The sequence below is a fragment of the Pseudomonas sp. 65/3-MNA-CIBAN-0223 genome, from assembly GCF_040310425.1.
Classification (GTDB): domain Bacteria; phylum Pseudomonadota; class Gammaproteobacteria; order Pseudomonadales; family Pseudomonadaceae; genus Aquipseudomonas; species Aquipseudomonas gregormendelii.
On record NZ_JBEOPV010000015.1, the window covers coordinates 53020 to 75538 of the forward strand.

Annotated in this window: 19 protein-coding genes; 9 read left to right on the forward strand and 10 right to left on the reverse strand. The window is 61.5% G+C overall.

Features of this window, described 5'->3' with window-relative positions; translation table 11 throughout:
• Window positions 1–110 precede the first annotated feature (110 nt).
• The 6 genes from AAEZ09_RS19140 to AAEZ09_RS19170 all read left to right on the forward strand — a co-directional run bounded on the left by AAEZ09_RS19140 (window position 111) and on the right by AAEZ09_RS19170 (window position 6700).
• A complete protein-coding gene (locus AAEZ09_RS19140; RefSeq protein WP_045060932.1) occupies window positions 111–1190 on the forward strand; it encodes a hypothetical protein in 1080 nt (359 codons plus the stop codon).
• Between the two features lie 74 nt (window positions 1191–1264).
• The gene (gene queD / locus AAEZ09_RS19145; RefSeq protein ID WP_028621713.1) at window positions 1265–1621 is read left to right on the forward strand and encodes a 6-carboxytetrahydropterin synthase QueD; all 357 of its coding nucleotides are present in this window, start codon (window positions 1265–1267) and stop codon (window positions 1619–1621) included.
• Between the two features lie 224 nt (window positions 1622–1845).
• On the forward strand, window positions 1846–2670 hold the full coding sequence (locus tag AAEZ09_RS19155) for an alpha/beta fold hydrolase (protein WP_350600364.1): 825 nt from the start codon (window positions 1846–1848) through the stop codon (window positions 2668–2670).
• Window positions 2671–2741: 71 nt separating this feature from the next.
• Window positions 2742–4013 carry a cytosine permease gene (codB, locus tag AAEZ09_RS19160; protein ID WP_350600366.1) on the forward strand — a complete coding sequence of 424 codons (1272 nt, stop codon included), beginning with the start codon at window positions 2742–2744 and terminating at the stop codon, window positions 4011–4013.
• 13 nt (window positions 4014–4026) lie between these two features.
• Window positions 4027–5271, forward strand: coding sequence for a cytosine deaminase (gene codA, locus AAEZ09_RS19165; RefSeq protein WP_350600367.1), 1245 nt, complete (start codon window positions 4027–4029; stop codon window positions 5269–5271).
• A gap of 277 nt (window positions 5272–5548) precedes the next feature.
• Entirely contained in the window at window positions 5549–6700 is a 1152-nt protein-coding gene (locus tag AAEZ09_RS19170; RefSeq protein ID WP_350600369.1) for an MFS transporter, read from the forward strand.
• 613 nt (window positions 6701–7313) lie between these two features.
• Here the strand turns inward: AAEZ09_RS19170 and AAEZ09_RS19175 are convergent.
• The 6 genes from AAEZ09_RS19175 to AAEZ09_RS19200 all read right to left on the reverse strand — a co-directional run bounded on the left by AAEZ09_RS19175 (window position 7314) and on the right by AAEZ09_RS19200 (window position 15019).
• Complete coding sequence (locus AAEZ09_RS19175) at window positions 7314–9740, reverse strand: TonB-dependent siderophore receptor (protein ID WP_350600370.1); 2427 nt, start codon at window positions 9738–9740, stop codon at window positions 7314–7316.
• A gap of 97 nt (window positions 9741–9837) precedes the next feature.
• Window positions 9838–10821, reverse strand: a complete 984-nt coding sequence (locus AAEZ09_RS19180; RefSeq protein ID WP_350600371.1) for a FecR family protein — start codon at window positions 10819–10821, stop codon at window positions 9838–9840.
• A 40-nt stretch (window positions 10822–10861) separates the two neighbouring features.
• On the reverse strand, window positions 10862–11362 hold the full coding sequence (locus AAEZ09_RS19185; protein ID WP_045062644.1) for a sigma-70 family RNA polymerase sigma factor: 501 nt from the start codon (window positions 11360–11362) through the stop codon (window positions 10862–10864).
• 198 nt (window positions 11363–11560) lie between these two features.
• Window positions 11561–12469: a LuxR C-terminal-related transcriptional regulator gene (locus AAEZ09_RS19190; RefSeq protein WP_350600372.1), complete on the reverse strand. Its 909-nt coding sequence runs from the start codon at window positions 12467–12469 to the stop codon at window positions 11561–11563.
• Window positions 12466–13884, reverse strand: a complete 1419-nt coding sequence (locus AAEZ09_RS19195; RefSeq protein ID WP_350600374.1) for an aminotransferase — start codon at window positions 13882–13884, stop codon at window positions 12466–12468. Before AAEZ09_RS19195 ends, AAEZ09_RS19190 begins: the two co-directional genes overlap by 4 nt.
• A 31-nt stretch (window positions 13885–13915) precedes the next feature.
• Window positions 13916–15019 (reverse strand): polyamine ABC transporter substrate-binding protein, encoded by a 1104-nt coding sequence (locus tag AAEZ09_RS19200; protein WP_045062637.1) that lies wholly within the window; start codon window positions 15017–15019, stop codon window positions 13916–13918.
• Between the two features lie 211 nt (window positions 15020–15230).
• Between AAEZ09_RS19200 and AAEZ09_RS19205 the strand changes: the two genes are divergently transcribed.
• On the forward strand, window positions 15231–16013 hold the full coding sequence (locus AAEZ09_RS19205) for an enoyl-CoA hydratase-related protein (protein WP_350600376.1): 783 nt from the start codon (window positions 15231–15233) through the stop codon (window positions 16011–16013).
• Window positions 16010–17191: an acetyl-CoA C-acyltransferase family protein gene (locus AAEZ09_RS19210; RefSeq protein ID WP_045062634.1), complete on the forward strand. Its 1182-nt coding sequence runs from the start codon at window positions 16010–16012 to the stop codon at window positions 17189–17191. Before AAEZ09_RS19205 ends, AAEZ09_RS19210 begins: the two co-directional genes overlap by 4 nt.
• Window positions 17192–17626: 435 nt before the next feature.
• On the opposite strand, the gene AAEZ09_RS19220 is transcribed toward AAEZ09_RS19210, so the two are convergent.
• From AAEZ09_RS19220 to AAEZ09_RS19235, 4 genes are all read right to left on the reverse strand, one after another.
• Window positions 17627–18067 (reverse strand): carboxymuconolactone decarboxylase family protein, encoded by a 441-nt coding sequence (locus tag AAEZ09_RS19220; RefSeq protein WP_045062631.1) that lies wholly within the window; start codon window positions 18065–18067, stop codon window positions 17627–17629.
• A gap of 219 nt (window positions 18068–18286) precedes the next feature.
• Window positions 18287–19735: a mechanosensitive ion channel domain-containing protein gene (locus AAEZ09_RS19225; RefSeq protein WP_350600378.1), complete on the reverse strand. Its 1449-nt coding sequence runs from the start codon at window positions 19733–19735 to the stop codon at window positions 18287–18289.
• A 137-nt stretch (window positions 19736–19872) separates the two neighbouring features.
• Window positions 19873–20499, reverse strand: a complete 627-nt coding sequence (ycaC, locus tag AAEZ09_RS19230; protein ID WP_008011497.1) for an isochorismate family cysteine hydrolase YcaC — start codon at window positions 20497–20499, stop codon at window positions 19873–19875.
• A 127-nt stretch (window positions 20500–20626) separates the two neighbouring features.
• Window positions 20627–21493 carry a pirin family protein gene (locus AAEZ09_RS19235; RefSeq protein ID WP_350600380.1) on the reverse strand — a complete coding sequence of 289 codons (867 nt, stop codon included), beginning with the start codon at window positions 21491–21493 and terminating at the stop codon, window positions 20627–20629.
• Window positions 21494–21597: 104 nt separating this feature from the next.
• Between AAEZ09_RS19235 and AAEZ09_RS19240 the strand changes: the two genes are divergently transcribed.
• Window positions 21598–22506 (forward strand): LysR family transcriptional regulator, encoded by a 909-nt coding sequence (locus AAEZ09_RS19240; RefSeq protein ID WP_045062623.1) that lies wholly within the window; start codon window positions 21598–21600, stop codon window positions 22504–22506.
• The last annotated feature ends 13 nt before the right edge of the window (window positions 22507–22519 follow it).

Below are 22519 nucleotides of genomic sequence, written 5' to 3' on the forward strand. Positions count from 1 at the left end.
ACCTTAACGATTCGAACTTAACTGAAACTGAATGGCCATCATGCATTGCGCAAGGGTTTGCCTTTGAAATCTCTTATAATCGCTCCCGCTTGCCAGAATCGAGATCCGGTATGACCGCCATCCACATCAAGTTCCCCGCCCTGACCCTCAAAGCCGGCCCCCGCGCCTTTGCGCGCATCCGTGAACAAGGGCTGAGCGCCGCCGATGTCGGCACGCTGCCCGGCGCCGCCGGTGGCCCCAAAGCCCTGGGGATTCAGGGACTGGACCTGGCGTTGTTCGGTGAGTGGCTGCCGGCCGCCCCGCGGGAGCGCTCGCTGATCGGCGCCTCGGTGGGCTCCTGGCGTTTCGCCAGCGCCTGCCTGCCGGACGCCGCCGAGGGCATCCGGCGTCTCGGCCGGCTGTACACCGAGCAGGATTTCAACAAAGGCGTGACCATGGCACAGATCAGCCAGAGCTCGCGGCGCATGCTCGAGGAGCTGCTCGACGGCCGCGACTCGGCGATTCTCGATAATGCGCATTATCGGCTGAACATCATGGTGGTCAAAAGCCACGGCCGGCTTGCGCAAGACCATCGCGGTCACTTGGGCCTGGGGTTGTCGACGGTGATCGCCGACAACCTGCGCAACCGCTCGCGCCTGTCGCGGCATTTTGAACGTCTGATCATCCACGATCCACGTCTCCCCCCGCCGGTGCACCCACTGACCGATTTCCCCTCGCGCTTCGTCGCATTGAACGCCGCCAACCTGCGCCAGGCACTGCTCGCATCCGGCTCGATCCCCATGGTGATGGAAGGTGTTCGGGACCTGCCGGGCGCTGGCGCCGGAACCTTTCGCGACGGCGGCCTGCTCGACTACCACCTCGACCTGCCCTACAGCGGCAATGACATCGTGCTGTACCCGCACTTCACCGACCGGATCATTCCCGGCTGGTTCGACAAGCCCCTGCCCTGGCGCCGCGCCTGTTCGACGCGGCTGCAGGACGTGCTGTTGCTGGCACCGTCAAGGCAATATCTGGCGCGCCTGCCCTTCGGCAAGCTGCCCGACCGCAATGACTTCAAGCGCTTCATGGGCGATGCGCCAAGCCGGCAGAAGTACTGGCGCGTGGCGATGGACGAAAGCCGTCGCCTGGGCGACGAGTTCCTCGAACTGGCCGCCAACGGTCGCCTCGGCGAACGCTTGCTGACCCTTTAGTCAGGACAAGCTGTTAAACTCGCCGCCTGCCCCTATCGCTGCGGCGATCGCCACCTGACAGAGCTCAAGACACTGTGGAAATCTTCAAAGAGTTTACGTTCGAATCCGCCCACCGCCTGCCCCATGTCCCGGACGGCCACAAATGCGGCCGCCTGCACGGTCACTCGTTCAAGGTGGCGATTCACCTCAGTGGCGACCTTGATCCGCATACCGGCTGGATTCGCGATTTCTCCGAGATCAAGGCGATCTTCAAGCCGCTGTATGAGCGACTGGATCACAACTACCTCAATGACATTCCTGGCCTGGAGAATCCGACCAGTGAAGTGCTGGCCAAGTGGATCTGGGGTGAGTTGAAGCCATTGCTGCCGGAACTCAGCGCGATCCGCATCCATGAAACCTGTACCAGTGGCTGCATCTATCGCGGCGAATAACCCAGACAAACACATCCCCTACTGTAGGAGCGAGCTTGCTCGCGAAAAACCTGGGAGCGCCGCTGGATGCCAGACTTCCAGCGTTATCGTTGAAGACCATCGCGAGCAAGCAAGCTCCTACAGATTGACGACATGCGTTTCGTCAGTGAAACACCCGAACAGCCCCCTGGGCTGTTTTTTTATGCCTATGCTTTTGGCCTCTTTCCCACCAGGAGGACATGGGCATGACTGACTGGCCGCTGCCCCAAACCTATCGCTTCAACGGACACGCCATCCGCTTCGCCGTACGCGGCGACGGCCCGCCGCTGGTGTTCGTGCATGGCACGCCCTTCTCGTCCCATGTCTGGCACCGCATCGCGCCGCATTTCATTGCCTCCCACCGTGTGCACTACTTCGACCTGCTGGGCTACGGGCAGTCGGAGAAGATCGACGGCGATGTGTCACTGGGCATTCAGAACGAGCTGCTGGCGCGACTGCTGGAACATTGGGGGCTGGACCGCCCGGATGTGGTTGCCCATGACTTCGGCGGCGCCACCGCGTTGCGAGCGCACTTGCTCAACGGCAAGGATTACCGCAGCTTGACGCTGATCGACCCGGTGGCGCTCACGCCCTGGGGCTCACCTTTCGTGCAGCACGTGCGCCAGCATGAAGCAGCGTTCAGTGGCTTGCCCGATTACATCCAGCGCGCCATCGTGCCGGCTTATATCCGTGGAGCGATCAAGCGTGATATCCCCGATGAGGAACTCGCGCACTATGTAAAGCCGTGGCTGGGCGATCCGGGGCAGGCAGCGTTCTATCGACAAATAGCGCAGATGGACGAGCGTTATACCCAAGAAGTCGAAAACCAGTACCCGAACGTTCGGTGTCCCGTGCAGATCCTGTGGGGCGAGGACGATCAGTGGATCCCCATCGACCGCGGGCGTGCGCTGCACCAGATGATTCCAGGGTCGCAGTTTCATCCGATCGCCGATGCCGGGCACCTGATGCAGGAAGATGCCCCGGAGGCCATCGTCGCGGCGCTATTACGTTTCCTGCCATTACTCCCCTGAGCCCAGACCCGCGACATTGGCACGACCACTGCAACCCTCCTCGCGTCCTCCCTCCAGCAAAGGAACGCCTCATGACGCAAAACGCCCCCGGCAACGACTATCCCCTCAGCGAAGTCCCCCTGCACGCGCGCAAAGGCCTGGCCTCCACCGCCATGGTGTTACTGGGCTTCACCTTTTTCACCGCTACCATGTTCGCCGGCGGCAAGCTTGGCGTGGCGTTCAGTTTCGGCGAGATGATGGCGGTGATTCTTGTCGGTAACCTGCTGTTGGGGCTATACGCCGCAGCCCTGGGATACATCGCCTTCAAGAGCGGTCTCAATTCGGTGCTGATGGGGCGTTTCTGTTTTGGCGAAGTGGGCAGCAAGCTCAGCGACCTGATCCTGGGATTTACCCAGATCGGCTGGTACGCCTGGGGCACCGCGACCGCCGCCGTGGTGCTGGGCAAATACTTCGGCCTGGGCGACGGCCCCGTGCTGGGCTTGATGGTGCTGTTCGGCCTGGCCTTCTGCGCCACCGCGTATGTGGGTTATCGCGGCCTGGAAATTCTTTCCTACATTGCCGTGCCCGCCATGATGCTGCTTCTGATGCTGTCGATGTGGGTGGCCACGGTGGAAGTTGGCGGCATCGACGGCCTGCTGGCCGTCGTGCCCACGGGGACGCTGGATTGGTCGACCGCCATCACGCTGGTGTTCGGCACCTTCGTCAGCGGCGCTACCCAGGCGACCAACTGGACACGCTTCTCGCGCTCGGCGCGGGTGGCGGTGCTGGCGAGCCTGATCGGTTTTTTCATCGGCAATGGCCTGATGGTGTTGATCGGCGCCTACGGGGCCATCGTCTACCAGCAACCGGACGTGGTCGAAGTGCTGTTGCTGCAAGGTTTTGCCATGGCCGCAATGGCGATGCTGCTGCTCAACATCTGGAGCACCCAGGACAACACCATCTACAACTTCGCGGTTGCCGGCTGCAACCTGCTGCGCACCGGTCGACGCAAGACCGTGACCCTGGCCGGCGCAGTGATCGGTACGGCGCTGGCCCTGCTGGGCATGTACGACATGCTGGTGCCCTACCTCATCCTGCTCGGCACGGTGATTCCGCCGATAGGCGGGGTGATCATGGCGGACTTTTTCTTCCGCTATCGCGGTCAATATCCACGACTGGCCGAAGCGCGCCTGCCGGCGTTCAACTGGCCCGGGCTGGGCGCTTATGCGGTCGGCACCGTGGCCGCTTTCAGTTCGCCGTGGGTCGCGCCTCTGGTAGGGATTGCCGCTGCCGCGCTAACGTATGTGCTAATGACCAGTGTACTTGGCGCCCGAGTCGCCAACGCACCACTACAAGATCTCTAGAAGGATTCGCCTGATGCATATCATCAACGCCCGCCTGCGCAACCAAGAAGGCCTGCATGAGCTGCACCTGGAAAACGGCCTGATCAGCAACATCTCCCGGCAGACCGAAGCCCCGACCCTGGGCCCCGAAGACCTGGACGCTGGCGGCAACCTGGTGATCCCGCCCTTTGTCGAACCGCACATTCACCTCGACGCCACCCTCACCGCCGGCGAACCGCGCTGGAACATGAGTGGCACGCTGTTCGAAGGCATCGAGTGCTGGAGCGAGCGCAAAGTCACCATTACCGAAGAAGATACCAAGACCCGCACCCGCAAAACCCTGCAGGCCCTCGCAACCCATGGCATCCAGCATGTGCGCACCCACGTCGATGTCACCGATCCGCAGCTCACTGCGCTGAAGGCGATGCTCGAAGTGCGCGAGGAAAGCCGGCACCTGGTGGACATGCAAATCGTCGCGTTCCCCCAGGAAGGCATCGAGTCCTATCGCAACGGTCGCGAGTTGATGGAAGAAGCCATTCGCATGGGCGCCGACGTGGTGGGCGGCATTCCGCATTTCGAGTACACCCGGGACCAGGGTGTAAGCTCGGTGAAGTACCTGATGGACCTGGCCGAGCGCACCGGCTGCCTGGTGGATGTGCACTGCGACGAAACCGACGACCCGCATTCGCGCTTCCTTGAAGTGCTGGCCGAAGAGGCCCGTAGCCGCGACATGGGGTCGCGCGTCACGGCCAGTCACACCACGGCCATGGGCTCCTACGACAATGCCTACTGCGCCAAGCTGTTCCGCCTGCTGGGCCATTCGGGGATCAGTTTTGTTTCCTGCCCGACCGAAAGCATTCACCTGCAAGGCCGCTACGACAACTTCCCGAAACGTCGCGGGGTGACACGGGTCAACGAACTGCTCGAAGCGGGCATGAACGTGTGCTTCGGCCAGGACTCGATCGTCGACCCCTGGTATCCGCTGGGGAATGGCAACATCCTGCGGGTACTGGAGGCCGGGCTGCACATCTGTCACATGCTCGGCTACCGCAACCTGCAAAGCGCCCTGGACCTGGTGACCGACAACAGTGCTAAAGCGATGGCCCTGGGTGACCGCTACGGCCTGGAACGCGGGAGGCCGGCGAACCTGCTGATCCTGTCGGCAGACAGCGACTACGAGGTGATTCGCAGCCAGGGTTTGCCTTTGTATTCGGTGCGCAATGGCAAGGTGCTGATGAAACGGACGATGCCTGAGGTTGAGTTTTTTGCTCAGCGTTGAGTAATGCGTTGACTGCACTGGCCCCTTCGCGGGCAAGCCCGCTCCCACAGTGATCGCAGGGAACACACATTTCGTGTACGCCAATGATCAACTGTGGGAGCGGGCTTGCCCGCGAAGGCTGCCTGACATTCAGCGCAGTAACCTCTGACTGCCCGTAAACCTCACCCAACATCTCGCGATTCCCCCACCGCCTGTGCAAGGATGTCACTCCGCTTCACCGAACCTCACAGGACAGTCGCTGTCCCTTGGGGACGCGACGTTTTAACCAAGGATTGCAATGAGTAACCTCAACACCCCCACCACCTTCATCCCCGGACGCCTGGAGCAGATGTCCACGCGGGTCGCTTTTTTCATCGCCGGTTTTGGCATCGCCGCCTGGGCGCCCCTGGTGCCCTATGCCAAGGCCAGGGCCGGGCTGGATGAGGGCACGCTGGGGCTGCTGCTGTTGTGCCTGGGGGTGGGCTCGATCCTGGCGATGCCAATGGCCGGGATCCTGGCCACGCGCTTCGGCTGTCGGCGAGTGGCGGTCGGCGGCACGCTGCTGATTTGTGCGGCGCTGCCATTGCTGGCAACGGTGACGTCGATACCGGCGCTGATCGCCGCCCTGTTCATGTTTGGCGCAGGCCTGGGCACGGTGGATTCGACGGTCAACCTGCAAGCGGTGATCGTCGAACGCGCCAGCGGCAAGACCATGATGTCGGGGTTCCATGGGTTGTTCAGTCTCGGCGGGATCGTCGGCGCAGCAGGGGTCAGTGCCCTGCTCGGCTTTGGCCTTACGCCGCTGATGGCGATGCTGGTGGTGGTGGTGATGCTGCTGGTCGCGCTGTGCAAGGCTGCCCCTCACATGCTGCCTTACGGCAGCGAAAGCTCGGGTCCGGCGTTCGCCATTCCTCATGGCATCGTGCTGTTCATTGGCGGGATGTGCTTCATCGTGTTCCTCGCCGAGGGCGCGGCGCTGGACTGGAGCGCGGTGTTCCTGGCGCAGGAGCGCGGCATCGACACGGCCTATGCCGGGTTGGGTTACGCGGCGTTTGCCTTGACCATGACCGTGGGCCGCTTGACCGGTGACCGAATTGTCCGGCATCTGGGCGCCACCCGGGTGATTGTGTTTGGCGGGCTCACGGCGGCGGCGGGGTTGTTCCTGGCGACCTTTGCACCCAACTGGGAGTTTGCCCTGGTGGGGTATGCGCTGCTGGGCGCGGGTTGTTCGAACATTGTGCCGGTGCTTTACACCGCTGTCGGTAAGCAGACAGTGATGCCCGAGAGCGTCGCGGTGCCGGCTATCACTACCCTGGGTTACGCAGGGATCCTTGCGGGGCCAGCGGTGATCGGGTTCATCGCCCATGGCAGCAGTTTGAGTTTTGCGTTTGGGTTGATGGCGGTGTTGCTGGTGGCGGTGGCTATTGGCGGGAAGGTGTTGAAGGTTTGACTGCTGTTTTCAGGTTTGGGCCCATATCCGTTTCTGCGGTCTCGGCGCTCATAGCTCCGCGCCTACGGCATCTGATGTTTCCTGTAGGAGCTGTCGTAGGAGCTGTCGAGTGAAACGAGGCTGCGATCCTTTGATCTTGCTTTTGTGTACATATCCATGACTGCGGTCAGGGCTTCTATCGGTTCCGCTCTTACAGCGGGTTACTTGGAAAAGCGCCAAGTAACCAAGCGCTTTCTGCCCCACCACTCGGCACCTCGCCTAGGCTCGGTGTGCCCTCACTCCGGCAGTGCTCCGCGGGTCGCCGCGATGGGCCATCCCTGGCCCAGCGCGGCTAAACCGGCATCCTTGCCGGTTTCCCCGCTACGCAATGCCTGCGTTCGGCCAGCGTGGTTAACGGGGCGCCTGCGATCAAGAACTTCGCCGTGGCGGCCTTCGGGCCGACCAAGGCATCAAGCCGGCGCGCTGCGCGCGTTTGTGCGCACATCCCGAATTGAAATGAACACCTATGGGCGGTGATAACATTGGGAGCAAAGCTTGATCCGGACGGCGTTCCGACGATGCAGGTCAACGATAACGCCCAATTCTTGGCTAAACCCAACACATTAATTTGATCTCAAAACCCAACACTACCCTGCACAAAAAACGTCCGCGGTGCCCCCACATACATGCCCGCATTATTGTCGCTGGAACGGGTGAAGTACTGCTTGTCGAAGACGTTCTTCACCCCCGCCCCCAGCTTCAGGTTAGACAGCGTCGCGCCAAAGTCATAGCCGCCACGCACGTTCCAGGTGACGTACCCCGGAATGTCGCCGTACTGACCATCCGCGGTGCCTTCGGTGATGTAATTGCCGCTGAAACTACCATCGGCGTTCACTGCCGTACCCGGTGAGCGCTGTTTTGACTGGGCGAACGCGTCCACGTTCCAGGTCCAGCGATCGACGTCGTAGCGCAGCCCGGCGGTGGCTACCTGACGCGAATAGAACGGCAAGTCGCGCCCCTTGAAGCCTGGAATTTCTCCTTCATACACCGCCCGGGTGTAGGTGAAGCCGGCGTTGGCCGTCAGGCCATCGAGTCGTGGGTCCAGCGCGGCAAGGTCGTAATGCACCGAGGCTTCGAGGCCCTGGTGAGTGGTCGCACCGAGGTTGGTCCAGCCCGCGTCATTGCTGATGTACTGCAGTTCTTTATCGAAGTCGATGTAGAACAGCGTCACCTCCCCGCCCCACACGTCATCGTTGTAGCGAGTGCCGATCTCATAGGTCTTGGCCTTTTCCGGGTTCAGGCCGTTGGCCGTCTCGTCACCGGTGCCGCCCTGGCCGAGCTGGAAATATTGCAGGCTGCCAAAGGACGTTTCGTAGTTGGCGAACAGCTTCCAGGCGTCGGAAAGGTGGTACATCACACTCAGCGCCGGCAGCGGTTCGTTGCTGTCGATGCTGCGGTTTTTTTCCGCTACCGGCCTGCCCGCCGTGTCCAGTACCGGGCGATCGTGCCAGTCGGTGCTGATGTGTTCGAAGCGGATGCCCGGCGTTACGGTCCACTTGCCGACGTCGATCTTGTTGTCCACGTAGACCGAGTTGGCCTCGGTGCCACCCGTGCGGTCCTGGTACACATGCCCGTCGGCGCCCGGACTCACCACCGGCTCGTTGCTGTCGTTCAGCCCCAACCGGCTGGCCGATTCGTGCATGCCCTCCTTGAGGTAGCGATAACCGACACTGACTTCCTGGGTGGTCTGGCCGAGGTCGAACACATGAGACACCCGCGGCTCGATGCCGAAGGTGTAGTAGGTGCGCGGGAAGGAACCGAGGGTTTTCTGATCGCGCGCGGCGATTTTGCTGCCACGAAAGCTGTCGTAATAGTAAGTCAGCATTTCAGCCTGGGTGCGGTCATCGATCTGCCGCGCCCACTTGAACGACACCTCCTTGCGACGTCCAGTGAAGCTGTCGTTGTTGCGGTCGGACTGGAAAGGATTGGCGTCGTACTGCGCCTGGGTCAGACCGCCGGGCATATCGGCACTGGCGTCGTAGTAATGCAGATTGAGGCTGAAATCATCCACATCGGTGGGCGCCCAGTGGGTCTTGAGCATCACGTCATCGATGTCGTTGCCATTGTTGCGCTCACGGTAACCGTTGCCGTTGACGCCCGAATACAACAGCGCCACGCCCATGCCGTTGTCCGCCGTACCGCCGACGAACGCCGTATCGATGTGCTTCCAGCCACCGTGCCGGGAGGTTTCCAGGGTGGTGCCTATCTCGGCGGACGCTTGTTCAGGGATCGCCCGGGTGACGAAGTTGATCACCCCGCCCACGTTCTGCGGTCCATAACGCACCGAGCCGGCGCCACGCACCACGTCGATGCTGTCGAGGTTGCCGGAGGAGATCGGCGCCATCGACAGTTGCGGCTGGCCATAGGGCGCGAAGGCCGCCGGTACGCCGTCAATCAACACGGTGGAGCGTGGCGACAGGCGCGACGTCAGGCCGCGCACGCCGACGTTCAGGGAAATATCGCTGCCACCGGTGCCGTTGGCATCCTGTACCTGCACGCCCGGTACCCGCTTCAACACGTCGCCGACCGTCATTGCGCCTTGCTCGACCATGGCCTCGCGACGGATCACCGTGCGTGCGCCGGCGTGGTTCTGCACCACGGCTGCATCGGCATCGCCGAGCCAATTGCCGACCACCTTGATATCCGTCACGCCGAGCTCCAGCGGCCCTTCCTGGGCGGAAGTCGGTGTGGGGGTCAGGGTCACCGAGCCTGCATCGATCTGATAATCCAGGCCGCTGCCCTGCAGCAGCTGGCGCAAGGCCTGCTCGGGGGAAAGGTTACCGTCTACGGCCGGTGCCCGTTTGCCGGCGACCAGCTCCGGGCTGAAAAAAACCTGCAGCGAAGTCTGCTGGCCCAGCTGACTCAAGGCCTGCCCCAACGGCTGCGCCTCGATGTGGATGGCGTCCGCAGCAAATGCCTGGGGCAGCGCGCAGTTGACGGCCAAGGCCAGGGCCAGCGGCAACCAGGGTGATTTTTTGTTATGGGCGATGGTTTTTTTCACGTCGAAACTTGTCCTGTGAATCGCAAGAGCATGCGTTTGTTAATGCAAACCAGTTGCAGTTGGACAAGAAGACGAAGAACTCGAAAAAAACCTGAATCTATTTTGAAATTATTTCCTGACTGCCGTCATCGAGGGTGCGCACGGCTACCGGGAGAATGCTTGGCAAGGCCTTCAACAGGGCATCGGTGTTGTCAGATTTGAACACGCTGGTCAGGCGTAGATTGGCCACTTTTTCGTTGGCGACCGTGATCGGCTTGTCACGATAACGGGAGGCTTCGGCGGCCACTTCGCTCAGGCTCGCGTTATTGAACACCAGCTTGCCGCTGCGCCAGGCGGTCAGCTGCGCTGCATCCACCGCATACGCCGCGGCGACCTTGCCCTGGGGATCGACACGGGTGCCCATGCCGGCGACGAGGTCGATGGAGGGGCTATCGGCAACGTCCCGTCCCTGGACCTTGACGGTGCCCTGCTCGACCACCACGCGGGTTTCGCCGGCGTCGCGGCGCACATCAAAACGGGTGCCTGTCACCGTGACTCTGCCACTGCCCGACTCCACCACGAACGGACGATCGGCGTCGTGCTCGACGCTGAACATCGCCTCGCCTTCGGTCAGCTCGACGGCGCGACGGTGCTGCGCAAAATGCACTTGAATACGGCTGCGACTGTTGAGGTCGATCGTCGAACCGTCCGGCAACGCCACTTGTCGACGCTCGCCCAGCGCCGTGGAGAACTCGCCAGTGTAGGTAGCCGGCTGATCCATCGTGGTGAACCAGCCCAGCCCCAGAGCCACGGCCAGCACGCTGGCGGCCACGGCATAACGCAAGATTGGCCGACGTGTGCTGCGCGCTGGCGGCACGTCACACAAGGCCTGCAGACGCGCCGCCGGCAGCAGGTCAGCCGCCGACCACATGCCCTCAAGTACCTGGAATTCATAGTGGTGCTGTGGATGCTCGGCCAACCAGGCTGCAAACTGCTGACGCTCCAGGACATCCACCACCGGCTCCTGCAAAACCACGAACCAGCGCGCCGCCTCATCGCGAACCGCCGTGGGTCCGCACGCGCAATCACGAGTATCCATCATGGAAGTTCCTGTTTGGCGGAGAATGGAAAGACGCGACCGATCATGATTGCAACCCATCCAGGCGATCGCGCAGATGCCGCAGCGTGCGGATCATATACTTTTCCACCATGTTCTTGGACAGTCCCAGGCGTTCGGCGATCTCGGCCTGGGTCAGACCTTCGATCTTCTGCCACACGAACACCTTGCGGCAATTGACCGGCAACTCGGCCAGCGCGAGTTCGATGGAATCGGCCAACTGGATCGCCTGCACGAAATGCTCCGGGTCGCCGCACGAGGACACACTGTGATCGATCGCCCCCGACTCCATGGCGCCTCGTCGATCCTCGCGACGATAGCCGTCCACTGCAATATTGCGCGCTGTCTGATGCAGATATGCACGAGGCTGCTCCACCGCCGCCGGATCCGACTCAAGCACCCGCACAAAGGTATCGTGGGCCAGATCCTCGGCCTGCTGACGATTTCTCAGGCGACGGGTCCAGGTGCCAACCAACTCTTCGTAATGCTCGAAAAAGCCGGGCCTGCGGGGCAGCTTGGGGGTCATTGCGGCGTGCTGTGGAGACGGGACGTGAATAGTAATGCTTCCTATTAAACCTAAGCAATGGATTCCCGGCCATTGCCCACGGCGGGCATGGCGAAATGGTGCCGTTGCAGGCGGGCCGTGAGGCGTTTGGCGCGACGGTGAAATGGGGCGATCGTGCAGGGTTAGCCGATCATGTTGGCGGCTGCGATCTTTTGACTTTCAATGCTGGCGCAACCACTCGATAAACAACGCAAACAGCTCTGACTGCGAACCCACCTCCAGCTTCAGATACAAATTCTTGCGATGCATGCGCACTGTCTCCGGCGATATGCCAAGTTCGCTCGCCGTGGACTTTACCGAGTGCCCCCTGAGCACCATGTGCGCCACTTCGCGCTCGCGTTCGGTCAGCACGTTGCCGCCGAAATGCTCGAAGGCCCACTGCACCCGTTGCTTGAGATTGTCTCCTGCTGCAGCATCCTGCGGCCTCTGGACGGCCGTAATCCGCTGCATGCCACGCTGGCTGAACTCACTGATGAACTCACACACCAGCGGCTCGACCGCGCGCAGCAAATTCAACTGTTCGCCCCGCAGGCATTCGCCACCGAAACCCTGGAACAGGCTCACCGAAATCTTCGTGTCATTGCCGGTATCGACAATGTAATAACTGTCTTCCGAGCACCCCGCCTTCAGGTAATAGGTGCGGTAATACTCACTGTCGAAAAAGTCATCCGGTGCGATTTCCTCCAAGTGGTAAAAGCCCTGCGCCAGGCCTTGCTCCACTGCCAGGCAGAAAGGATCAAGCAAATAACCGCCGGAGAAATAGCGATCGAGAATCGACACCTGGTACTGCTGGGCGATGCCGCGCTGATACAACAGCTGCGGTGGCCGATCGCGGTGCTCCAGGCTGATCATCACCGACTCGATACCCACCAGATGCTCCAGGGCAGACGCCAGGTCAGCCAGTGCATCAGGTGCGTCCACATGGGCAAACGCCTCGCGCATTTGCCCGTGCCATCTGTGCAGGGCCCCGAAGGGCAGTGCGATCAGCGTATCGTTGTCTGGTTTGCTCATGCCCCGCAGTCTAGCGGGTGAGCGGGTTCCTGGTAACAGCCTGTTCGACGCAATCATTGGCCCTGGTACTGCCCGCTCGCCTGGAGCTCGGCCGCCACCTCAAGAATACACTCGCGCAGGGTCTCGACGATTTCATCGACCTGGGCGCAGGTCAGGATCAACGGCGGCGACATGACATTGAGGTGCATGATCGGGCGTACCAGCAAGCCCTTCGACTGCGCCCGGGAATGAATTCTCTCGCCAATGTTGATCTCGTCGGCAAACAACGCCTTGCTGCGCTTGTCAGCCACGAACTCGACGCAGGCCATGAACTTCTGGCAGCGCACATCCCCAACCAGCGGCAGCTCGCCGAGGGTCGCCAGGCGTTCTTCCAGATACGCGCCGACTGCATCGACGTGCTCCAGCAGCTGTTCGCGCTCGATGATTTCGATGTTCTTCAGCGCTGCCGTACAGCACACCGGATGCCCGCTGTAAGTGAAACCGTGACTGAAGCAACGGCCCTTGCCCGGCTCGGCGATAACCTTCCAGATGCGCTCGGAAAAAATGCAGGCGCCCAGCGGCAGGTAAGCTGACGTCAGGCCCTTGGCGGTGGTGATGATGTCTGGTTGCACGTCGAACAGATCCCACGAGGCGAAAAACTTGCCCAGCCGTCCGAACGAGGTCACCACTTCGTCGGCGACGAACAGGATGTCGTAGCGTTGGCAGACTTCCCACATACGCTTAAGGTAGCCCTTGGGCGGAATGATCACCCCGCCCGAGCCCATGATGGGCTCGGCGAAAAAACCCGCCACCTGGTCGGCGCCGATGGCGAGGATCTTGTCTTCGAACTCCTTGACCAGGAACTCGAGGAACTGTGCCTCGTCCATGCCGTCAGGTGCGCGGTACGGATTGGGGTTGGACACGTGGTGAATACGCTCGTGGGCGTAGTCGAATTCCGGGACGCGGTCGGCGGCCTTGTTACCGATCGACATGGTCAGGGTGGTCGAGCCGTGATAAGCGTTGTAGCGAGCAATGATGTGCTTTTTTTCCGGCTTGCCACGGCAGTTCTGGTAGTACTGGATCAGCCGGTAGGCGGTGTCCACGGCGGTGGAGCCGCCCGTGGTCAGGAACACGTGGTCGAGATCGCCCGGGGCCAGGCTGGCGAGTTTCTCGCAGAGCTGGATTGCCACGTTGTTGGACATGTCGCAGAACGGGTTTGAATAGGCCAGCTGGCGCACCTGGTCGGCTATTGCCAGGGCCATTTCTTCGCGTCCCAGGCCAATGTTGGTGCACCACATGCCGCCCACGGCATCGAGAAAACGGTTGCCCTGGGTGTCGTAGATATAAGCGCCATCACCGGCGACGATGTTCAGCGAGCCCTGCTCGGCGTGTTCGTCGAACATGTGATAACCGTGCATGTAGTGGGCTTTGTCGGCCTTGACCAGCCGGGACTCTTCAGCAGCGGAAAAAATGTGTTGAGTTTGGGTAGCCATAGGAAAAACCTCGAACCGAATAGTTGAACGCTCAAATCCCGCTTTTCACCGTGCTCCAGACTCGCGTCATCGCGCGCATGTCCTTGGCGTCCTGGGTCTTCTGTGGAAACAGCCGCGCGCGGGTCTCGTCATCGGGATAAATCGCCAGGTTGTTGCGCACTTCGGCGTTCACCAGGGGCGTGGCAGCCGCGTTGCTGTTGGCGTAGTGGATGTAATCGGTGACATCGGCCATCACCTGAGGCTGCATCAGGTAGTCGAGGAACTTGTGCGCATTGGCGACATGCGGCGCATCGGCCGGGATGTACAGGTTGTCGAACCAGATCAGCGAACCTTCCCTGGGGATGAAGTACGCCAGGTTGATCTTCAGCTTGGCCTCCTCGGCGCGCGCCATGGCCGTGGCATAGTCGCCGGACCAGGTCATGGCCATGCACACATCGCCATTGGGCAGGCTGGTCAGGTAGTTGACCGAGTCGAACTTGCGAATGAAGGGGCGCACCGACAACAGCAGTTCCTGCGCGGCCTTCAGGTCCGCCGGCGCGGCACTGCGCGGGTCGCGGCCGAGGTACTTCAGGGCCAGGGGAATCACTTCGGTCGGGGCATCCACCAGGGTCACGCCGCAGTCGGCGAAGCGCGAGACAATCTTGGGATCGAAGATCATTGCCAGCGAGCCGATCGGCGCATCCGGCATGCGCTCCCTGATCTTGTCGACGTTGTAGGTGATGCCGTTGCTGCCCCAGGTGTAGGGCGCGGAATACTGCGTGCCGGCGTCGAATCCCTGCAGGTCCTGCAGCACCTTGGGGTCAAGGTTGTTCCAGCCCGGCAATAATTTCTTGTCCAGCGGCTGGAATACTTTCGCCTGGATCAGGGGCGGCGCGAGGGACGCGTTGAGCACCACCAGGTCATAGCCGGAGTGCCCGGTGAGCAGCTTTGCCTGGACCGTTTCGTAGGCATCGAAGGTGTCGTAGATGACCTTGATGCCGCTGGCTTTTTCGAAGTCGGAAAGGGTTTTCTCGCCAATGTAATCCGCCCAGTTGTACAACCGCAGCGTTTTCGCACCGTCGACTTCGGCGGCGTGCACATTGAGTGACAAAGGAACCAGGATCACACTGAACATCAACTTGAAAGCCTTGCGCATGGCAAATTCACCTTCTCAAGCGTTCTAAATGAGCGGATGCAGCCACTATTGAGCGATCAGGGCGGCGGCACCATACCCCGAATGGGTGTGTCGCCAATCTCACGGCCTTGCAACATGGCAAAAAGAAGCAGGTGCGTTGACCCGTTTTGTCATAGATCCGGTGCAGGTCCCGCGCTTAGAGTGGCCGATGCATCGAACAACAGAGTCGCTTATGAACGATCTGATCAAACAGGACCGCGACGCCGGCGTACTGACGCTGACGTTTGACCGTCCCGACAAGCTCAACGCGCTGAACAACGCCATGTACACGCAGCTCGCCGACCTGTTGCAGGCCGTAGACGAGGACCCGGCCATCGGCGTGGTCATCATCACCGGTGGCGACAACTGTTTCACCAGCGGCAATGACCTGGTGGATTTCCTGCAGTACCCGCCCACTCACCTGGACAGCCCGGCATTTCACCTGATGAAGGTGGTGACCCAGTTGCAAACGCCATTGATCGCGGCGGTGTGTGGCGCGGCCATTGGCATTGGCACGACCTTGCTGCTGCACTGCGATCAGGTGGTCGTCAGCCGTAATGCCAAGTTGCGCATGCCGTTCGTGAACATCGGCCTGTGCCCGGAATTCGGCGCCACCCTGCTGTTGCCGCGGTTGCTTGGCCACGCCCGCGCTGCTCGTTTGCTGCTGCTGGGAGAAACCCTGGGCGGCGCCGACGCCGTGCAGTGGGGCCTGGCCAACGAACTGTGCGAGGACGGCCCGCAATGCCTGACCGCCGCGCGGCAACTGGCCCGACGTCTGCTGGCGTTGCCGCAAGGTGCATTGCGCCAGTCCCGGCAATTGCTCAAGCAGGCCTCGCTGGCGGAACTGCAAGCCACGATCCGCCAGGAAAACCTGCTGTTTATCGAACGCCTGAACACCCAGGAAGCGCAAACAGCGCTGAGCGCCCTGCTCAATCGCAGCACTGAAAAGAATCCGTCGAAAGGAACACCCCCATGAACACTCCAGAAGTTTTTGTCGTCAGCGCCGCCCGCACCGCCATTGGTACTTTTGGCGGTTCGCTCAAGGACGTGCCACCGGCCGATCTGGCGACCACTGCGGTCAAGGCCGCCCTGCAACGCTCCGGCGTCGATCCGGCGCAGGTCGGCCATCTGGTGATGGGTAACGTGATCCCCACCGAAACCCGCGACGCCTACATTTCCCGTGTAGCGGCAATGAACGCCGGCATCCCCAAGGAGACGCCCGCCTACAACGTCAATCGCTTGTGCGGCTCTGGCTTGCAAGCCATCATCAGCGCGGCCCAGACGCTGCTGCTCGGCGATGCCGAAATCGCCATCGGCGCCGGTGCCGAGTCCATGAGCCGCGGGCCATACCTGCTGCCGTCAGCGCGCTGGGGTGCGCGTATGGGCAACGTGCAGGCCGTCGACTACATGCTGGGTATCCTGCATGACCCATTCCACGGCATTCATATGGGCATCACCGCCGAGAACGTCGCGGCGCGCAACGGCATTACCCGCGAAATGCAGGACGCCCTCGCCCTGGAGGATCAAAAGCGCGCAGCCTTTGCCATTGCCAACGGGTATTTCAACGAACAGATCGCGACAGTAGAAATTCAGGGGCGCAAGGAAACCATTCTGTTCAACGTCGACGAACACCCTCGGGCGACCACCCTGGAACAGCTGGCGCAGATGAAGCCGGCGTTCAAGAAGGACGGTTCGGTAACGGCGGGCAACGCTTCGGGGTTGAACGATGGCGCTGCGGCATTGGTGATGGCCACCGGGGACGCGGTGCAGCGCAACAGCCTGCGCCCGCTGGCGCGACTGGTCAGCTATGCCCATGCGGGTGTCGAGCCCGAACTCATGGGCCTGGGCCCCATCCCCGCAACGCGCCTGGCGCTCAAGCGTGCGGGGCTCTCAGTGCAGGATATGGATGTGGTCGAGGCAAACATCGCCTTCGCCGCCCAGGCTTGCGCAGTCAGTCAGGAGCTTGGCCTTGATCCGGCCAAGGTCAATCCAAATGGCTCGGGCATTGCGCTGGGGCACCCTGTAGGCGCGACGGGGGCAATTATTGCGACCAAGGCCATTCATGAGCTGCACCGCATCAACGGCCGGTATGCGCTGGTGACGATGTGCATTGGCGGCGGCCAGGGCATTGCAGCGATATTTGAGCGGGTCTAAGTACCTCTTGCACGGCTCCCACACTGCGCCCGAGCCGGGCGAATATCCAATGTGGGAGCCACTTTCTTCCCCAGTCACATCAATGTTGAATGTGCAGACGCCATCGCGGGCAAGCCCGGCTCCCACAGAGACGCGCGCCGTACGCAAATGCTGCATCCACCACCAATACCCTGTGGGAGGGAGCCTGCTCGCGATGGCAATCTCCCTGCCACATCAATGTCGAATCCGCAGACGCCATCGCGGGCAAGCCCGGCTCCCACAGTGATCTGCGCCGAACACAAATGCTGCGCCTACCACCAATCCCCTGTAGGAGCGAGCTTGCTCGCGATGGTCGTTAACGATGACACTGGTCACCTGACACCCCGCAGCGCCCTCCGGTCTTTCGCGAGCAAGCTCGCTCCTACAAAAGTCCTGACTGCCTGCTTAAGGCGTTGCTCAGTCCTGCGGCATCTTGCGAAAGCCTACCGCCAGGCGGTTCCAGCTGTTGATTGTGGTAATCGCCACAGTCAGGTCGACCATTTCCCTGGCGCTGAACTCGGCGGCCAGTTGTTCGTAGTCTTCATCCGGCGCATGGGTCTGGCTGAGCAGGGTCAGGGACTCGGTCCAGGCCAGTGCGGCGCGTTCGCGCGGGGTGAAGAACGGGGTTTCACGCCAGGCCGACAGCGTGTACAGGCGACGCTCGGCTTCGCCGCCTTTGCGCGCATCGGCGCTGTGCATGTCCAGGCAGAAGGCGCAGCCGTTGATTTGCGAGGTACGTAGCTTGACGAGTTCGATCAGGGTCTTTTCCAGCGGCAGTTTCGAGACGGCGGTTTCCAGCGCGATCATGGCTTTGAGTGCGTCTGGGGAAGCGGTGTAGAAATCGATGCGAGGTTTCATGACGGGCTCCGGGAACAAGTGAAGGTGGAGCTACGTTAAACCCGTCGGTGGGTTGCTCAAATAGCCAATATTTCAGAAGTTGGGTAGGCCATTGGTGAGTGTGCCGTGGCGGTGATGGCCTCATCGCGAGCAGGCTCGCTCCCACAGTAGGGACGGGGTGACGGGAGAAACGCGGTCAACTGTGGGAGTTAGCATCAGTACAGGCACTGAGAGCGCCAGCTAGCTTTCGCTACGGCGCCGCAGCCATTGCAGGAACCCTTTTTTCTCCACCGCCTTGGGCGTTTCCATGGTTAGGGTTCGGGCTTTGTTCAGGCGGTAATCCAGCAGCGCCGTCATGGCCTCGCTGATGTCATGGCGCGCGTCGAGGCAGGGTTTCAGGTAGTCCTTTTCGATGCGGTACAGGCTGCAGAAGGTCTTGGCGGTGAAGTCCGCCGCCAGCGCGGTATCGGAGAGTATCCCGCCTTCGCCGATTACTTCACCCGGCCCCATGCGCCCGGACTCGAACCTGACGCCATCACGGCTCAGCTCGACCGACACCACGCCGGATTCGATGATGAACAGATGATCGCTGACCTCACCCGCCGGAAGGATCAGTTCGCCGGCGCGGAAGTTCTGCAGCTTCATGTTCTGGCTGAAGGTCTCCTTTTCGTCCTGACGCAGGGTCGAGAAGATGCTCGAGCTGTCCAGCAATGCCAGTGGCCGTGACAGGCCGGCAGGCGCATCGGATTCGACGCTCGACAGCAGGCTTACACCCGAGGCCTGCAAATGGCGGAACGCCAGGTCGAACAGCAGATTGCGCACCATGCGCTTGTGCTCCATCGACGCCACGAAGCCGCTGATCTCGTACTCCACGCCGGCGGCACTGGAAACTTTGAGCGCGACGCACGGTGCCGGTTTGGCCAACAAATAGCGGCAGCCCTGCATGGCTCGCTCCAGGGCATCGATGATTTTCTGCGGGCGCGCGTGCGGGCTCAATTGCAGGCTGATGGAGACGCCAAACATGTCAGTGGGCCGGCTGAAATTGATGATCTTGGCCTTGGCCGCCAGCGAATTGGGAATCACCGCCATGCTGCCCTGGGAGGTCTGCAGGCGTGTGGCGCGCCAGTCGATGTCGGTCACCCGGCCTTCGGTGCCGTCAATGGATATCCAGTCATCGAGTTGATAGGGTTTGGTGGTGTTGAGGACGATCCCGGAGAACACGTCGCTCAAGGTGCTTTGCAACGCCAGGCCGACGATGATCGCCAGGGCGCCGGAGGTGGCCAGTACACCCTTGACCGGCAAATCCAGCACGTAGGCCAGGGCGGCGATGATGGCGATGAGAAAAATCACTGCCCCAAGCAGATCCTGAAGCAGGCGCCCGGTGTGCCCAACCCGCTGCATCATCACCGCGCCAATCAATACCGTGAGCGTGCGTGCGCCGAACAGCCACCAACCGATCTGCAAGCCGGTTGCGGCCAGGTGCAACGGCACATTGTCGGCCCAGGGCGCCGGTTCCAGCGGGTTCAAGCCTTCGTTGAACAGCAGGACGCTGAACAGCGAAAAGATCACCAGCCGCGCCACGAGTTTCCACTGGCTGCCATTGGCACTGATCAGGCGCCACAACCCCAAATCGATGAGGATCAGGGCCAGCGCACAGAACAACGGGTGATCGGTGAGCAATGACAGCATCGAGCGGCTCCGGCTGGGACTCATTTACGCAACCATCGCACGCATTGCAGGAGCTGGCGAAGCTTGCGATCTTTGGGATCTCGAAAGATCAAAAGATCGCAGCCTTCGCCAGCTCCTGCAAGGGGCGATGGGCGCGCTTACTTGCTGTTGGTCAGGGTGTTGTAGCTGGTCATGAGGTTGCGGTAGTCCGGGATGTGGTTGGAGAACAGAGTGGCCAGGCCTTCCACGTCGTTGCGCCAGTCGCGATGCAGCTCGCAGGCCAGGCCGAACCAGGTCATCAACTGCGCGCCGGAGGACGACATGCGATCCCAGGCCGATTGCCGGGTCAGTTCGTTGAACGTGCCGGAAGCGTCGGTCACTACGAAAACTTCAAAGCCTTCAGCCAGGGCCGACAGCGCCGGGAACGCCACGCAGACTTCGGTCACCACACCGGCGATGATCAACTGCTTCTTGCCGGTCGCCTTGATCGCCTTGACGAAATCTTCATTGTCCCAGGCGTTGATCTGGCCAGGACGAGCGATGTAGGGCGCGTCGGGGAACAGTGCCTTGAGCTCTGGCACCAACGGGCCGTTCGGGCCGGTTTCAAAGCTGGTGGTCAGGATGGTCGGCAGCTTGAAGTACTTGGCCAGGTCGGCCAGGGCCAGCACGTTGTTCTTGAAACGATCCGGATCAATGTCGCGCACCAGCGACAGCAAGCCTGCTTGATGGTCGACCAACAGAACCGCGGCGTTATCCTTGTCGAGACGTTTGTAGGAAGTAGTCATGGGGTAATCCTCGCTATTTATCGATGCCGATCAAGCCGGCGCAGTGATTTCGGTTTTTTTGTTTACATCGCGGTCAGGCAAGCGTAGTCACACGACCCGGCCGCGCCACAGCGGTGCAGCATTGAGTTCAACCGCTCATCCGGCCGAAGCGGCCCGATTGAAAGTCGGCAAAGGCCTGGTGGATTTCCTGCTCGCTGTTCATCACGAACGGACCCTGGCCGACGACGGGTTCGTCGATGGGCTCGCCGCTGAGCAGCAACACCACCGCGTCGCTATTGGCTTCCAGGCTGAGCTGGTGACCATCGCGGCCAAACAGAACAAGCTGGCCTTCTCGGACCCGTTCCTGGCCGTTGACCTGAACCGTGCCGCGCAACACCACCAGTGCCGTATTGCGGCCTTCGTGCAGGTCCAGGGTCAGCGGCTTGCTCGCCTTGAGGCGCAGGTCCCAGACGTCGATCGGGGTGAAGGTGCGCGCCGGGCCGGTGTGGCCGTCGAATTCCCCGGCGATCAGGCGCAGGCTGCCGGCATCGTTCTTCAGCGCGATGGCCGGGATGTCGCCGTCAAGAATCGTCTGGTAACCGGCGTCGGCCATTTTGTCCCTGGCCGGCAGGTTGACCCACAGCTGCACCATTTCCAGGGTGCCGCCGCTTTTGGCAAAGGCTTGGGAGTGAAACTCTTCATGGAGAATCCCCGAAGCCGCAGTCATCCATTGCACGTCACCCGGGCCGATTTTGCCGCCACTGCCCGTGGAGTCACGGTGTTCCACTTCGCCCTTGTAGACGATCGTCACGGTCTCGAAGCCGCGGTGCGGATGCTGACCAACGCCACGGCGCGCCGTGGTCGGGCTGAATTCAGCAGGACCGGCGTGATCCAGCAGCAGAAACGGGCTGATGTGCTTACCCAGGTTGTCGTAAGAAAACAGCGTGCGGACCGGAAAACCGTCACCGACCCAATGACCGCGCGGGCTGGTGTAAATACCGATGATGTTTTTCATGTGGCCTCCGAATCTGTGGTTTGCTGCGATGGATAAAGCTTAAAACCGAAGCCTTTGGTGCGCTAGACTGCAAAAATCAGTCATAGCGTTCTATTTGGAGAACGATGATGGAAGATCTCAACACCCTTTATTACTTCACCCAGGTGGTGGAGCATGGTGGGTTCGCTGCGGCCGGACGTGCACTGGACATGCCCAAGTCCAAGCTCAGCCGGCGCATCGCCGAGCTTGAAGAGCGCCTGGGTGTGCGCCTGCTGCATCGCACCAGCCGGCATTGTTCGCTGACCGAAATCGGCCAGGCCTATTACCAGCGTTGCCTGGCCATGCGGGTGGAAGCGGAGAGTGCTGCCGAACTGATCGAGCGCAACCGCTCCGAACCCCAGGGCCTGGTGCGCATCAGCTGCCCTACCGCCCTGCTCAACTCCTGGGTCGGGCCGATGCTGACCCGCTACATGCTCAAGTACCCGCTGGTCGAGCTGTTCATCGAAAGCACCAACCGCCGGGTCGACCTGATTCACGAGGGCTTCGACATCGCCCTGCGCGTGCGCTTCCCGCCACTGGAAAACACCGACATGGTGATGAAGGTGCTGGGCAACAGCACTCAGTGCCTGGTGGGCAGCCCGGCCTTCGCCGAACGCCTGTCATCCCCTGCCACCCCGGCGGACCTCAGCGGCTTGCCGAGCGTGCACTGGGGCGCGGCGCAGCGTGATTACCAGTGGGAGCTGTTTGGCGCAGAGGGCGCCAGCGCGTTGATCCGGCATGCGCCGCGCATGGTCACTGACGACTTGTTGGCCTTGCGCCATGCGGTGCTGGCAGGCGTCGGCGTGGCGCATTTGCCCAGCGTGGTGGTGCGCGACGACATTGCTGCCGGGCACCTGATGGAGCTGGTGCCGGGATGGGCGCCGAAGTGCGGAATCGTCCACGCGATTTTTCCGTCACGTCGCGGTTTGCTGCCGTCGGTGCGGGCGTTGATTGATTTTCTTGGGGAGGAGTTCAGTCATGCGGATATTGCTTAGGGGAAAGGCCTTC

Coding starts and splice junctions, on each gene's coding strand:
- AAEZ09_RS19140 (WP_045060932.1), top strand. CDS start 111: ATGACCGCCATCCACATCAAGTTCCCCGCCCTGACCCTCAAAGCCGGC.
- AAEZ09_RS19155 (WP_350600364.1), top strand. CDS start 1,846: ATGACTGACTGGCCGCTGCCCCAAACCTATCGCTTCAACGGACACGCC.
- codB (WP_350600366.1), top strand. CDS start 2,742: ATGACGCAAAACGCCCCCGGCAACGACTATCCCCTCAGCGAAGTCCCC.
- codA (WP_350600367.1), top strand. CDS start 4,027: ATGCATATCATCAACGCCCGCCTGCGCAACCAAGAAGGCCTGCATGAG.
- AAEZ09_RS19170 (WP_350600369.1), top strand. CDS start 5,549: ATGAGTAACCTCAACACCCCCACCACCTTCATCCCCGGACGCCTGGAG.
- AAEZ09_RS19180 (WP_350600371.1), bottom strand. CDS start 10,821: ATGATGGATACTCGTGATTGCGCGTGCGGACCCACGGCGGTTCGCGAT.
- AAEZ09_RS19185 (WP_045062644.1), bottom strand. CDS start 11,362: ATGACCCCCAAGCTGCCCCGCAGGCCCGGCTTTTTCGAGCATTACGAA.
- AAEZ09_RS19190 (WP_350600372.1), bottom strand. CDS start 12,469: ATGATTGCGTCGAACAGGCTGTTACCAGGAACCCGCTCACCCGCTAGA.
- AAEZ09_RS19195 (WP_350600374.1), bottom strand. CDS start 13,884: ATGGCTACCCAAACTCAACACATTTTTTCCGCTGCTGAAGAGTCCCGG.
- AAEZ09_RS19200 (WP_045062637.1), bottom strand. CDS start 15,019: ATGCGCAAGGCTTTCAAGTTGATGTTCAGTGTGATCCTGGTTCCTTTG.
- AAEZ09_RS19205 (WP_350600376.1), top strand. CDS start 15,231: ATGAACGATCTGATCAAACAGGACCGCGACGCCGGCGTACTGACGCTG.
- AAEZ09_RS19210 (WP_045062634.1), top strand. CDS start 16,010: ATGAACACTCCAGAAGTTTTTGTCGTCAGCGCCGCCCGCACCGCCATT.
- AAEZ09_RS19220 (WP_045062631.1), bottom strand. CDS start 18,067: ATGAAACCTCGCATCGATTTCTACACCGCTTCCCCAGACGCACTCAAA.
- AAEZ09_RS19225 (WP_350600378.1), bottom strand. CDS start 19,735: ATGCTGTCATTGCTCACCGATCACCCGTTGTTCTGTGCGCTGGCCCTG.
- ycaC (WP_008011497.1), bottom strand. CDS start 20,499: ATGACTACTTCCTACAAACGTCTCGACAAGGATAACGCCGCGGTTCTG.
- AAEZ09_RS19235 (WP_350600380.1), bottom strand. CDS start 21,493: ATGAAAAACATCATCGGTATTTACACCAGCCCGCGCGGTCATTGGGTC.
- AAEZ09_RS19240 (WP_045062623.1), top strand. CDS start 21,598: ATGATGGAAGATCTCAACACCCTTTATTACTTCACCCAGGTGGTGGAG.